This window comes from Achromobacter sp. JCM 18799, from assembly GCF_055395645.1.
Map to the genome: position 1 here is coordinate 3,570,365 of NZ_AP043866.1, position 12,504 is coordinate 3,582,868.

Sequence of the window (12,504 nt, forward strand, 5' to 3'; positions counted from 1 at the left end):
GCCGCCCTTGCCTTGCCCACGGACGTGCTCGCTTACAACTTGCCACAAGCCCGCGCTACGGTTGAAGACAATGCGATACGTACGGTTCATGGCGCTCTTCTGTAATCGTGGCCCGCTCGGGCTGACGCCATGCGGACGCGTGTGGAATCGGATGGCGCGGGCCGCGTAACCCGCCGATTACAATTAGAAAAGCGATCCGTAACCATGCATATCACTGAAACTGGGTAATTTCAGAGTGCACATCCGCTCAAGCACACGCGGCCGCCAATGCGCCAGTCCGCTGCTCCGGCCTAGGATCCGCGCGCCCTACGCCCCAGTTGTTGATGCGCCGCAAACGCGTCTATGCTCCATGTGAAATAAATATGACCGGTCATCAAATCGCCCTCCCCGTTTGATTAAGATCTCGGCTTTTGCCGTTGGACGCTCGTCGCCATGTCGGAACAGGAATTGAAACTGCACGTGCCCGCGGCTTCGCGCCAGGCGGTGCAGCGAGAGATCAAGCAGCTTGAGGCGACCCGCATCCGCCTGCACGCCATGTATTTCGATACGCCGGAACGCGAACTTGCGCGTGCGCGCATCGCCATCCGGCTACGCCAGGAAGGCCGCGACTGGGTGCAGACGCTGAAGATGCCCGGCATCAATGCCATCACGCGCATCGAACTCAACCACCCACGGCCGGGTCCGGTGTTGGACCTGTCGGTGTATGCCGGCACCGAGGTCGAGGCCGCGCTGGCCGCCGTCAAGGGCGAACTGGGCCTGCGCTATGAAACCGACGTGCAGCGGCTGCTGCGCAAGGTCCGCACGCGCTACGGCACGGTGGAGCTGGCCTACGACACCGGCATCCTGCGCGCCGGCGCGTTGGAGCTGCCCATCTCCGAGCTGGAATTCGAATTGGTGTCGGGCCGTCCCGCCGCCATCTTCGCGGCGGCTCGCGGCTGGCAGCGGCGCCACAGCCTGGTGCTGGATCCGCGCAGCAAATCCGAACGCGGCGACGCGCTGGCCCAGCTGGCGCAGCGCCTGGCCGATGCCGACGCGATTCCCGGCGATGATCTCGAAGCCCGCCGCGCGCAAGCCATTGCGCAATTCTGGGCGCCGCGCGGCGCCGCTTCGGTCAAGCTGCGCGAAGACATGACCGCGCCCCAGGCCATGGCGCGCATCGCCGCGGAATGCCTGGACCAGATCGCGCGCAACGCCGCCGTGCTGGCCGAGGTCGACACCGAGGGCGTCTACCGCGCCGGCAACTCCGAACACGTGCATCAGCTGCGCGTGGGTGTGCGCCGGCTGCGCTCTGCCTGGAAGCTGTTCGACGGCTGGATCGCGCCGATCCCCGACGCTCTGCTGCAAGGCGTGCGCACGCACTTCGCCGCCTTCGGCGCCAACCGCGACCAGGACGTGCTGAACGAAACGGTGGCGCCCGCGCTGACGCGCGCGGGCATGCCTGTGATCCCCATGGAAGCCGCGCCCCCGGAACAGGACGCGCGCAGCATCGCCGGCGGCAAGGCCTTCCAGGCCTGGATGCTGGACCTGCTGGAATGGAGCCTGGACGTGCCGCCAGCCCTGCCCGCCGTGGACAACCAGGCCATCGCCAACGGCACGCCCAGCGACGCCGCGCCCGAACCCGCCATCAAGCTGGAGGGCGGCGTGGCCGGCCCCAGCGTCAGACCCACCATCATTCCGATGCTGGCGCCCGAGCCCGATCCGCAACGCCTGCACAAGCAGCTCGCGCGGCGCCTGCACCGCTGGCATAGCAAGGTGGCCGACCAGGGTACACAGTTCGCGACGCTGGACATCCCCTCGCGCCACGAATTGCGCAAGCGCGGCAAGCGCCTGCGCTATAGCCTGGCGTTCGCCGAATCGCTGCTGCCCGCCGGCAAGCTGCGCGGCTATCGCAAGCTTCTGTCGCGCGTGCAGGACGTGCTGGGCGAAATCAACGACCTGGCGGTGGCCAAGGACTACTACGAGTCGTGTACCGCCACCCACCCGCAAGCCTGGTTCGCCCTGGGCTGGATCAGCGCGCGCCTGGAAGAACTGGCGGACGACGCGCAGAAAGCGTTCGACGACCTGGCCGCCAGCAAACCGTTCTGGAAGTGATGCGGGCTTGAATGCAAAAGGGACGGCATGCGCCGTCCCTTTGTTGTTTCCGGCGCATGCGCGCCGGGTCCCCGGGCCTCAATCCGCCAGCAAAGCCCCGGCAAATTCGTCGGCCACGAAGGGCTGCAGGTCTTCCAGGCTTTCGCCCACGCCGATCCAGTACACCGGGATCGGGCGCACGCCCTGGCTACCCGCGGCCACGGCGGCCAACGTGCCGCCCTTGGCGGTGCCGTCCAGCTTGGTCACGACCAGGCCGGTCAGATTGATGGCGGCATCGAAGGCTCGGATCTGCGCCAAGGCGTTCTGGCCGGTATTGCCGTCCACCACCAGCAGCACCTCGTGCGGCGCGGCGGCATCCGCCTTGCCGATGACGCGGCGGATCTTCTTCAGCTCTTCCATCAGGTGCAGCTGCGTGGGCAGGCGGCCTGCGGTATCCACCATCACCACGCCCATGCCGCGCGCGCGACCGGCATTGACGGCATCGAAAGCGACAGCTGCCGGATCGCCGCCGTCCTGCGAGATCACCGTCACGTTGTTGCGGCTACCCCATTCGATGAGCTGCTCGCGCGCGGCGGCGCGGAAGGTGTCGCCCGCGGCCAGCAGCACGCTGGCCCCCTGGCGCTGGAAGGTGTGGGCCAGCTTGCCGATGGAAGTGGTCTTGCCGGCGCCGTTGACGCCGGCGATCATGACGACCAGGGGTTGCGTGCGCTTCAGATCGAAGGCGCGCTCCAGCGGACGCAGGTGGTCGGCCAGCAACTGGCGCAGCGCCGCCTTGACCTTGGCAGGGTCTTCGATGCGTTCTTTCTTGACTCGCGCGCGCAGCGCGGTCAGGAGCTTTTCGGTAGCCTCCAGGCCCGCATCGGCCATAATGAGCGCCGATTCGAGTTCCTCGAACAGGTTCTCGTCGACCTTCACGCCGATGAAGATGCCGCCGATGCTCTGGCCCGTACGTGACAGGCCTTGCTTCAGGCGGGACAGCCAGGAAGCCTTCTTGGGGGCTTCAGCGGCGGGCTCGACGGCGGGCATGGCCGGAGCCGCAACCGGCGCAGGCGCGGCGGCCGGGGCAGGCGTTGCCGCCACTGGCGCAGAAACCGCGACAGGCGCGGGAGCCGCTACCGGCGCAGGCGCTGGCGCCGGAACAGGTGCCGGTGACGCTGCCTGAGCGGGTGGCGGCGTAAACGCTGCGGGTGCAACCGGCGCGGGCGTTACTGCTGGAGCCTCGTGCGGCGCAGCAACTGGCGCAACAACCGGCGTTGCAGCCGGTGCGACGGCGGCCTGTTCGATGCTGGGTTCGCGGCGCGGTTCGGCGGCCACGGGCGCCGGCGGCGCGGGAGTGACCGGGACGGCGGCGGGCTCGGCAGGCGCGGCTATGGCGTCTGCGGCCTCCGGCGGCGGCGCGGGTTGGACCGGCGCGGCGGGCGGAGGGGATTTTTTCTTGAAGAAGCGGCTAAACATGGGTAACAAGTATATTCGTATCGTCGGGGGCCAATATAGACGCACCCCCATTGCCGTGCCCGACGTGGAGACGCTGCGCCCCACGCCCGACCGGGTGCGCGAGACGCTGTTCAACTGGCTCAATCACCTGTGGGGCGGCGATTTCGCCGACAAGCAGGTGCTGGATCTGTTCGCCGGCAGCGGCGCCCTGGGCTTCGAGGCGGCCTCGCGCGGCGTGGCGCATGTGCAGATGGTCGAGCGGGACAAGACCGCTGCGTCCGCGCTGCGGACACTGCGCGACAAGCTCAAAGCCGACATGATACGCATCCATGTAGGCGACGCCATGCAGGTCGCTGAACGCATGGATGCGTCCCGATTTGACCTGATCCTGCTGGATCCGCCCTTCGGCCAAGGCTGGCTGCCGCGCCTGTGGCCGATTCTGCCGGGCATTCTGACCGAGCATGGGCTAGTCTACGTAGAGGCGGAAAATCCCATCGAAGCCCCCGAAGGATTCACGATCTTGCGGCAGGACAAGGCAGGCGCGGTCCACTACCACCTGCTGGAATTTGCTGCATTGCGCAAATAGGTCAATAATCCGAGCTTCGGAGGATGGTGTACACCACTTATAACGGTACGGAGCTCCTATGATCACCGCTGTATATCCCGGCACTTTCGACCCGCTGACCAGAGGCCACGAGGACCTGGTCCGCCGTGCCGCCACGCTTTTCGACAAAGTCGTGGTGGGGATCGCGATTAGCCGCAACAAGAAGCCCTTCTTCAGCATCGACGAGCGCGTGGAAATCGCGCGCGAAGTGCTGGGCCACTATCCCAACGTGGAAGTGCAAAGCTTCGGCGGCCTGCTCAAGGACTTCGTGCGCGACCAGGGCGGACGCGTGATCGTGCGCGGCCTGCGCGCCGTGTCCGACTTCGAGTACGAATTCCAGATGGCCGGCATGAACCGCCACCTGCTGCCCGACGTCGAAACGCTGTTCATGACGCCTTCGGACCAGTACCAGTTCATCTCCGGCACCATCGTGCGCGAAATCGCGCAGCTGGGCGGCGACGTGAGCAAGTTCGTGTTTCCGTCGGTCGAGCGCTGGCTCCAGGAAAAAGCCAAGGAACGCCGCGAACAGTCCTGGCCGGGCTGAGCCCCGCCGGGCAGGCATTGCTCCACCCTCGAAGGGCGCGCAAAGCGCCCTTCTTGCGCTGCGCAGCCCGGGGCGGACGGCGGCGGTACAATGCGCTCAGCCCTACCCGCCCCATACCGCAGCCCGCCATGGCCCTGACCATCACCGAAGAATGCATCAATTGCGACGTTTGCGAGCCCCAGTGCCCGAACGAAGCAATCTCCATGGGCGAGGACTATTACGTCATCGACCCCGACCGGTGCACCGAATGCGTGGGCCATCACGACGAGCCTCAATGCAAGGTCGTGTGCCCCGTGGAGTGCATCGAGCTGCACCCGCAATGGAATGAAGGCCAGGAACAGCTCATGGCCAAGTACCGTCGGCTGACCGGTGCCGCATGAGCGACGCCGCGCAGTCCAGCATCAACCTCCCTCCTTCCCCCCACCACGCCCGCCGCGACCTGTCCGCATCGGCCATCGCCGCCGGCCTGGTCGCCGTGCTGGTCAGCTTCGGCGGCACCGCCGTGCTGATGGTGCAGGCTGGCCACACCGCGGGCCTGGATTCCGCGCACATCGGCTCCTGGATCGGCTCGCTCAGCCTGGCGTTCGGCCTGGGCGGCGCCTTGTACAGCCTGCGCACGGGCCTGCCCATCGTCATGGCCTGGTCCACCCCCGGCGCGGCCCTGCTGGTCACCGCGCTGGCCGGGGTTCCGTTCAATGAAGCCATCGGCGCCTTCATCCTGGCCGCCGCGCTGACGCTGGCCTGCGGCCTGTTCGGCTGGATCGATCCCATCCTGCGCCGCATCCCCGGCGAAATCGCCGCGGCCATGCTGGCGGGCGTGCTGCTCAATTTCGGCATGGGCGTCTTCAGCAACATCAAGCAGCAGCCGGCGCTGGTGCTGGCGATGTGCGCCGCCTATCTGCTGTGCCGGCGCTGGGCGCCGCGCTATGCGGTGCTGGTGGTCATGCTGGTGGCCATCGCCATCGCCTTCGGCCTGAACCTGATCCAGCTGGACCTGCTGGACTGGCGCCTCACCGAATTTGTCTGGACCACGCCCGCCTTCAGCGCGCAGGCCGCGGTCAGCCTGGGCATTCCGCTTTTCGTGGTCGCGATGGCCTCGCAAAACCTTCCTGGCCTAGCCATCCTGCAAGCGGCCGGCTACCAGCCGCCCGCCTCGCGCCTGGTGGCGGCCACCGGCCTGCTGGGCCTGCTGGCTGCGCCCTTCGGCGCGCACAGCGTCACGATGGGCGCCATCAGCGCGGCAATCTGCACCGGCCCCGAAGCGCATGCGGACCCGTCCAAGCGCTACATCGCCGCCGCCACCTACGGCCTGGGCTATGTCGTGCTGAGCGTCGTGGCCGGCGCCGTGGCCGTGTTCTTCCAGGCCTTGCCCGCCGCCTTGCTGGCCGCGCTGGCCGGGCTGGCGCTGCTGGGCACCATCATGGGCGGCATGGCTGCAGCCATGGCCAACCCGCAACGCCGCGAAGCCGCGCTCATCACGCTGCTGGCCACGGCATCGGGCTTCAGTTTCTGGGGTATCGGATCGGCCTTCTGGGGCCTGCTGGCAGGCCTGCTGGCCCACGCGGCGTTCGAATTCAAACGCTCTGGCGCAAAGGCCTGAGCGGCCCTTGCACCCGGCCCCTTCAGGCCGGCCAAGCGGCCACGGGCGTGTCGGGGTGTACCTTCATGATGCGGCAAGGCACCTGCACGAAGTTGGAAATCCAGGCCGCGGCCAGCTCCCCTTCGTCGATCACATCGACTACCTGATCGCCCACCTTCATGCTGTAGCGCACGCTGTCGTCGTCTTCGATGACGTCCAGCGGAATGTCCATGCGCAGCATGCCAGGCGCCTTCAGCACCAGGTAGCCCAACCGCAACTCGACCGAGACCTCGGCCAGCCGCGGACACAGGGCGAGGTTCAGCCACTGCCCGGAATCGTTGGCGACCAGCCATTGCCGGTGATAGCCCGCGGCCTCGGCCTGCGCGGTCACTCCGCACTCGGCCACGGGTTGGAAGTTCTCGGCGTTCATTTGCCCAGCAATCCCTTCAAAGCCTTGTCGACGGCCGCGCCGCCCTTGCCCTTGCCCGTCACCGCTTCGCGCAGCTTGTTTTCCAGGCTGCGCTGGAGTATGCCGCCTATGGCGTCCTTCCAGAGCACAGTGTAGGTCGGCTTGTCGAACGGCCCCTTGACGTGCACGGGGATGGTGACGTCCTTCAGGTCTATCAGCTCCTTGCCTTCCGGATCGGCAGCCGGATTGACGACGCGGGCGCGCGCCACCAGGTCCAGTTCGCTCTTGACGAAGTCTATGGTGGCCGGGTCGCCCTGCGTCACGCGCAACAGCGGTGACACCACGTTCAGGCGCTTGACCGCGGCCACGCCCTTGGCGAAGGCCAAATCGGCGTCCATCTCGGAGAATTCCGTCTGCTTGCTGGTGTCGGAGGCGACGGTTTCGTTCTGCGACTCAGGCTTGAAGGCGGCCTTCAGTTCGCGCAGCGTCTGCGTCAGGTTGATGCCCTTGACCGCGCCATCGCGCAGGCGCAATTGCATCGTGCCGCCCAGACCGCTCTTCATGGCATAGGCGTTGGCGCCCGCCGTCTTCAAATCCAGCGCCAGACTGCCCGTGCCGCTCAGCACGTTCTGGCGCGCCAGGTCCATCAGGAACGGTTCGATGGCAATGCCGGCCAGCGACATCTTGGTGGCCAGCTGGTTACCCTGCGCGGCATCCACCGACAGCGTGCCAGCCAGCTTGCCGCCGTACAGGCCGGCAGTCAGGCTGGAGATATCCAGCTTGCCCTTGTCCAGCTTGACCGCGGCGCCGACGTCATCGGCCTTCAGGCCGCGCACGACCAGCTTGCCGACCTTGATCGTGCCGTTGACGCTGGGGCCGATCAGCGCCGACAGGTCGATCGTATCGTCGGCAGGCTTGGCGGGCGCAGGAGCCGGCTGAGCCGGCTTGCCGTCTTCCTTCTTGGCTTCCGCAGGCTGCTTGGGCGCCGGCTGCGCAGGCGTTGCCGCCGCGGGAGGCACCAGCTTGTCCAGATCGAGCGTGTCCACCACCAGGGCAAAATTCACCTTCGGCGCATCGCTCAGCTTGGTGATGTCCGCGCTCAGATCGAACTTGCCGCCTTCCAGCACGGCGTTGATTTTGCTGGTGGCCTGATCCTTCAGCAGATCCACGGTCGCGCTGCCGATCACGGGAATCTGCAGGCTGCCCTTGGGCAGCCCCGGATCGGTAATGTTGACGTCGCCGCGCAGGCCGGACAAGCCGCCGCTGCGCTGCAGCAGGTTCAAGGACAGCGGCGAAGCGAAGTTCAGCTTGACGATCCGTTCGCCGTTCTTGGACGTGCTGTCCAGCTTGGCTTCCTTGATTTCCAGTTCGCCGGCATTGCCGCTGATGCCGTTCAGGCCGAAGCTCGCGTCCAGGCCGCTGATGCGCACACGGCCGGTCAGCGCCTCTCCCGTGGCCGAAGCCGGAGAGATGTTGAGCGCGGGCGCGTCCACGGCGAATTCGAAGGGACCGTCGGCCATGCCGCCCTTGGCGCGGATGGCGAGCTTTTCGATCTGCAGCTGGCTCTTGTGCGGGTCAATCGCCAACTTGGGGATGGCCACGCTGGCATCCACATTGGTCGCGCGCGCGGCGGGATCCGTGACGTCGCCCTGGAAGACGATTTCCAGACCCGCAATATCCAGTGCCGACTTCTGGCCGTTGAAGGCCAGGTTGCCGCGCATGGCCAGGCTCTTGGCCTCGGCGCCCGGCAGCTTGCCGTCCATGCGCAGGTCCAGCTTCTGCGCGGCGTAGCGCTTGGCGGACGGGTCCAGCGTCAGCAGGGCCTGACCGGTCAGATTGGCGTCCACGCGCGGATCGCCCCCTTCGACGCGCGCGGTCATGCGCACATCGAACGGCTGATTGAAGGTGACGCGGCCGGTGTTGGCGTTGATCTTGGTGACCGCCACCGCCATGCCCGAGATCTCGTCCTGCAACTGCACCTGGCCGTCCTTCAGGTCAAGCCCGGCGATGTCGATCTGCATGTTGTTGCGCGGCTGCGGCAGGTTGCCGTTGGCGATGGCCTGCACCGCGCTCTGCGCCGCGCCCGCCAAGGCTTCAGCCGGATTGGCCGGCGCCGCCGTGATCGGAGCGGTGCCGCCCACGAGATTGCTGAAATTGAAATGACCCTGCTTGTCCCGCACCACACGGGCCTTGAAACCGGTGATGGCCACATGGTCGACGACAAAGCTGTTGGACAGCAGCGGCCACACGGCGACCGCCAGCCTGGTGCTATCGATGGAGGCGAATGTCTCGGAGCTGTTCGGCTCGGACAGCGACACGCCCTGCACCGACAGCCCGATGCGCGGGAAGAGCGACAGCTCGATCTCGCCGTCGATCGTCAGCGTGCGTTGGTAGCGTTGCTGGACAAGCTCTTCCAGCTTGTACTTGTACGCGTTGGGGTCGAATGTCAGCAAGAAGATGGCCAGGCCAACGACGGCCACGACAACCAACACTACCAGGCCTATCAAAATGCGCTTGAACCACGTTTTCATTGCTGCCCCGTCGGTACCTCGACTGGAAATCCTTGAATGCCGTCCGCGGCGCCAGGCGCGCGGAAGGTGCTTTAGCTGCGGAAAAACCGCCAGGCCCATTTAGCCACGGCCTTTCAGGGCGTGCCCGCTCTCTTGCCGAGCCTGGGGCTGCGGCGCCAAAAATGGGATCTGCCAAGGAAGGCTTGATGAAGACGCCAGCCGAGCCAGCGTACAGATAGCGCTATCGTAACAAATCGGGCCGGCTTCGCGCAGATGGCAGGGCGAGGCAACACAAAATCAACACTATCGGCATCAATGCCGCGCGTCGAAATCCGGCCTCGGACCTGACAACTTTCTGTCTCGCGGATTGTAGGGCTAGAATGATTGATACATCAATCATTGATAGATCCAACAATGTCCGCCCCCGCTACAGGCACCCCCCACTCGCCCGGCCAGGTGCTTCCTTTCCGCCAAACCTTGCTTGCCATGCTGGGCATGTGCTTCGTCATGATGATGGTCGCCATCGATCAGACCGTGGTCGGCACCGCGCTTCCGACCATTGTGGCCGAACTCAAGGGCTTCGAACTGTATGCATGGGTAGCGACGTCTTACCTGCTTACCTCCGTCATCACCGTGCCCATCTTCGGCCGCCTGGGCGACTACTACGGGCGCAAACCATTCGTGGTGGCGGCCATCGTGCTGTTCACCCTGGCCTCGGCGCTATGCGGCGCGGCCGACAGCATGTTCACGCTGGTCCTGGCGCGGGCGCTGCAAGGCATAGGCGGCGGCATGCTGGTAGGCACGGCGTTCGCATCCATCCCCGACCTGTTTCCCGATCCCCACGTGCGGTTGCGCTGGCAGGTCATGCTCAGTTCCGCCTTCGGCATCGCCAATGCCATCGGCCCGACCCTGGGCGGCGCGCTGACCGAGCACTACGGCTGGCGCTCGGTGTTCTACGTCAACCTGCCCATCGGCATACTCGGCCTCTGGTTCGTCGGACGCCATCTGCCGCACCTGCGCAACCACACGACCGGCCGCGTGCGGCTGGACTGGCAGGGCGCGCTGCTCATCGCGCTGGCGCTGGGCAGCCTGCAGCTACTGGTCGAGCTGCTGCCCAAGGAAGGACTGAGCGCATCCATCATGCTGCTGGGTGTGGGCAGCGCGGCGGCCTTCGCCCTGCTGTTCTGGTGGGAACGGCGCTGCCCGCACCCGCTACTGCCCCTGGATATGTTCCGCAATCGCGGCTTGGCCATGCTCTTCACGCTGGCCCTGCTGGTGGGCGTGACCATGTACTCGCTGCTGTTCTACGCGCCGCTGCTGCTACAGGGCGGCTTCGGGCTGTCGCCCCAGGACGCCGGACTGCTGATCACGCCGATGGTGGTTTTCATCACCGTGGGCAGCATCGTCAACGGCCGCATCATCACCCGCATCCGCAATCCCAACCGCATGCTGTACGCGGGTTTCATCCTGATGGCGCTCTCGTGTCTGGGCATTGTTACCACCCATAGCTATACGTCACATGCGCTCATCGCCGCATACATGCTGATGGCCGGGCTGGGCATGGGCTTCATCATGCCCAACCTGACGGTCTTCGCGCAGCAGACCGCCGGCCGCAGCCACCTGGGCATCGCCACCGCGCTGCTGCAGTCCCTGCGCATGATAGGCGGCATGCTGGGCACGGCGATCGTCGGCACCATGGTCAGCCACAGCTATTTCAGCGGCGTCGAATCCACGCTGCGCGGCGCTTCCGCGCGCTGGCTGCCCGAGCTGAACGATCCCCAGATGCTGGTCAATCCCGCGGCCCAGACGCAGTTCCTGGCACAATTGGCGCATCAAGGCCAGGACGGAACCTCGCTGATCGAGATCGCGCGCGTCGCGCTCGTCGGCGCCATCCACGAAGGGCAGCTCATTGCCCTGGCGGTTGCGGTGTTCGCGCTCTGGTGCGTGCGGCGCGTGCCGCCGGTCCAGTTGATCCGCCCCTCCAAACCAGAGCCGGCCGGCGTCGGAGAATAGCTTTTGCCCAAACAACAACAAGGCTTGCAGGTCATCCAGCACATGGGACAGGCCTACCGCGGCATGCAGAGCGCGTTCAGCAGCACGGTTGGCCACGCCCTGCCCCGCTGGCGCATCCTGCTGGCGCTGCATGAGTGCGGCCAATGTTCGCAGAAGCATCTGGCCGAACGCTGCCGGCTCGATCCCGCATCGCTCACACGGCAGCTGCAGGCCATGCAGAAGCTGGGCTGGATCGCGCGCGCCGTGGATCCGCAGGACAACCGTCTGACCAACGCCAGCCTCACGCCGGCCGGCCAGGCCGTGGTGGACGAAGCCTTGCCCAAGCGGGCGGCCTTCTTCGAAGAATCGCTCAAGGGGTTGTCGGCCGCGGATATCGATACGTTGAATCGCGTGCTGAGCGTGCTGGAGGCGAACTTCCTGCGGGCGGCAGATAAGACGCCGAACTAGAACCCACTGCGCCTCCATAAGAAGCGCGGTATCGGCCCATAGCAAAACGCGATTCGCGAGCCATCAGGATCATCCAGAATACAAGCCGTTTCCCGACATAAAAACAAAGAGGCGGCAATGGATTCCGTGTATTTGGTGGTGACCCTGGGCGCGGTCATCGCGGGCTTCGTGCAAGGTCTGTCAGGCTTTGCCTTCGGCCTGGTGGCGATGTCGTTCTGGGCCTGGGTGCTGGACCCGCGCCTGGCTGCGACGCTCGCGGTATTCGGCGCCCTGGTCGGACAGATCCTCGCCGCCATCACCGTGCGCCGCGGCTTCGATCTGCGACGCTTGCTGCCCTTCGTGATCGGCGGCCTGCTCGGCATTCCGCTGGGCGTGGCGTTGCTGCCGCGCCTGGACATGGATTGGTTCAAGACCATACTCGGCCTCCTGCTCGTGATCTGGTGCCCCGCCATGTTGCTGGCCAAGAATCTCCCGAAGATCTCCGCAGGCGGGCGCGCCGCCGACGCGGCCGTCGGCATGGCTGGCGGCGTGCTGGGCGGCATCGGCGGCTTCACGGGCACGCTGCCCACCTTGTGGTGCACCCTGCGCGGATTCGACAAAGACGCGCAACGCGCCATCATCCAGAACTTCAACCTGTCCATGCTGCTGGTGACCATGGGCACGTACTTGGCCAGCGGCATCGTCACGCGCGCCATGTTGCCCATGTTCGCCATCGTCGCCGCCGCCATGCTGGTGCCGGTGCTGCTGGGCGCCAAGCTTTACATAGGCATCAGCGAGGCGCGCTTCCGGCAGATCGTGCTGGGCCTGCTGACGGCTTCCGGAGTCGCGTTGCTGGCCTCGGCGGTGCCGCGCCTGCTGGAGCGCATGGCATAG

At 66.2% G+C, this 12,504-nt stretch carries 11 protein-coding genes and 1 pseudogene; 8 read left to right on the forward strand and 4 right to left on the reverse strand.

Annotated elements, in window-relative coordinates:
* Nucleotides 1-3: 3 nt before the first annotated feature.
* A pseudogene (locus ACZ5YA_RS16865) lies at nucleotides 4-90 on the reverse strand (ESPR domain-containing protein); the annotation flags it as partial.
* A 342-nt stretch (nucleotides 91-432) separates the two neighbouring features.
* On the opposite strand from ACZ5YA_RS16865, the gene ACZ5YA_RS16870 reads away from it, so the two are divergent.
* Nucleotides 433-2,091 (forward strand): CYTH and CHAD domain-containing protein, encoded by a 1,659-nt coding sequence (locus ACZ5YA_RS16870; RefSeq protein ID WP_059371360.1) that lies wholly within the window; start codon nucleotides 433-435, stop codon nucleotides 2,089-2,091.
* Between the two features lie 78 nt (nucleotides 2,092-2,169).
* Here the strand turns inward: ACZ5YA_RS16870 and ftsY are convergent, their stop codons facing one another.
* Entirely contained in the window at nucleotides 2,170-3,117 is a 948-nt protein-coding gene (gene ftsY / locus ACZ5YA_RS16875; RefSeq protein WP_410469170.1) for a signal recognition particle-docking protein FtsY, read from the reverse strand.
* Nucleotides 3,118-3,544: 427 nt separating this feature from the next.
* Here ftsY and rsmD point away from each other — a divergent pair, with 427 nt between their 5' ends.
* The 4 genes from rsmD (at nucleotide 3,545) to ACZ5YA_RS16895 (ending at nucleotide 6,273) form a co-directional block, all read left to right on the forward strand.
* Nucleotides 3,545-4,111, forward strand: coding sequence for a 16S rRNA (guanine(966)-N(2))-methyltransferase RsmD (rsmD, locus tag ACZ5YA_RS16880; RefSeq protein ID WP_173145624.1), 567 nt, complete (start codon nucleotides 3,545-3,547; stop codon nucleotides 4,109-4,111).
* Between the two features lie 58 nt (nucleotides 4,112-4,169).
* On the forward strand, nucleotides 4,170-4,673 hold the full coding sequence (coaD, locus tag ACZ5YA_RS16885; protein ID WP_013396175.1) for a pantetheine-phosphate adenylyltransferase: 504 nt from the start codon (nucleotides 4,170-4,172) through the stop codon (nucleotides 4,671-4,673).
* Nucleotides 4,674-4,801: 128 nt separating this feature from the next.
* Nucleotides 4,802-5,053 carry a YfhL family 4Fe-4S dicluster ferredoxin gene (locus ACZ5YA_RS16890; protein WP_042795127.1) on the forward strand — a complete coding sequence of 84 codons (252 nt, stop codon included), beginning with the start codon at nucleotides 4,802-4,804 and terminating at the stop codon, nucleotides 5,051-5,053.
* Entirely contained in the window at nucleotides 5,050-6,273 is a 1,224-nt protein-coding gene (locus ACZ5YA_RS16895) for a benzoate/H(+) symporter BenE family transporter (protein ID WP_059371358.1), read from the forward strand. The genes ACZ5YA_RS16890 and ACZ5YA_RS16895 overlap by 4 nt, the downstream gene beginning before the upstream one ends.
* A gap of 22 nt (nucleotides 6,274-6,295) precedes the next feature.
* On the opposite strand, the gene ACZ5YA_RS16900 is transcribed toward ACZ5YA_RS16895, so the two are convergent.
* On the reverse strand, nucleotides 6,296-6,682 hold the full coding sequence (locus tag ACZ5YA_RS16900; protein WP_464090935.1) for an MOSC N-terminal beta barrel domain-containing protein: 387 nt from the start codon (nucleotides 6,680-6,682) through the stop codon (nucleotides 6,296-6,298).
* On the reverse strand, nucleotides 6,679-9,192 hold the full coding sequence (locus tag ACZ5YA_RS16905; protein ID WP_118931358.1) for an AsmA family protein: 2,514 nt from the start codon (nucleotides 9,190-9,192) through the stop codon (nucleotides 6,679-6,681). The genes ACZ5YA_RS16900 and ACZ5YA_RS16905 overlap by 4 nt, the downstream gene beginning before the upstream one ends.
* A 393-nt stretch (nucleotides 9,193-9,585) precedes the next feature.
* Here ACZ5YA_RS16905 and ACZ5YA_RS16910 point away from each other — a divergent pair, with 393 nt between their 5' ends.
* The 3 genes from ACZ5YA_RS16910 (at nucleotide 9,586) to ACZ5YA_RS16920 (ending at nucleotide 12,504) form a co-directional block, all read left to right on the forward strand.
* Nucleotides 9,586-11,184 carry an MDR family MFS transporter gene (locus ACZ5YA_RS16910; protein ID WP_251879226.1) on the forward strand — a complete coding sequence of 533 codons (1,599 nt, stop codon included), beginning with the start codon at nucleotides 9,586-9,588 and terminating at the stop codon, nucleotides 11,182-11,184.
* Nucleotides 11,185-11,187: 3 nt separating this feature from the next.
* Entirely contained in the window at nucleotides 11,188-11,631 is a 444-nt protein-coding gene (locus ACZ5YA_RS16915; RefSeq protein ID WP_059371354.1) for a MarR family winged helix-turn-helix transcriptional regulator, read from the forward strand.
* A 117-nt stretch (nucleotides 11,632-11,748) separates the two neighbouring features.
* Complete coding sequence (locus ACZ5YA_RS16920) at nucleotides 11,749-12,504, forward strand: sulfite exporter TauE/SafE family protein (RefSeq protein WP_464090936.1); 756 nt, start codon at nucleotides 11,749-11,751, stop codon at nucleotides 12,502-12,504.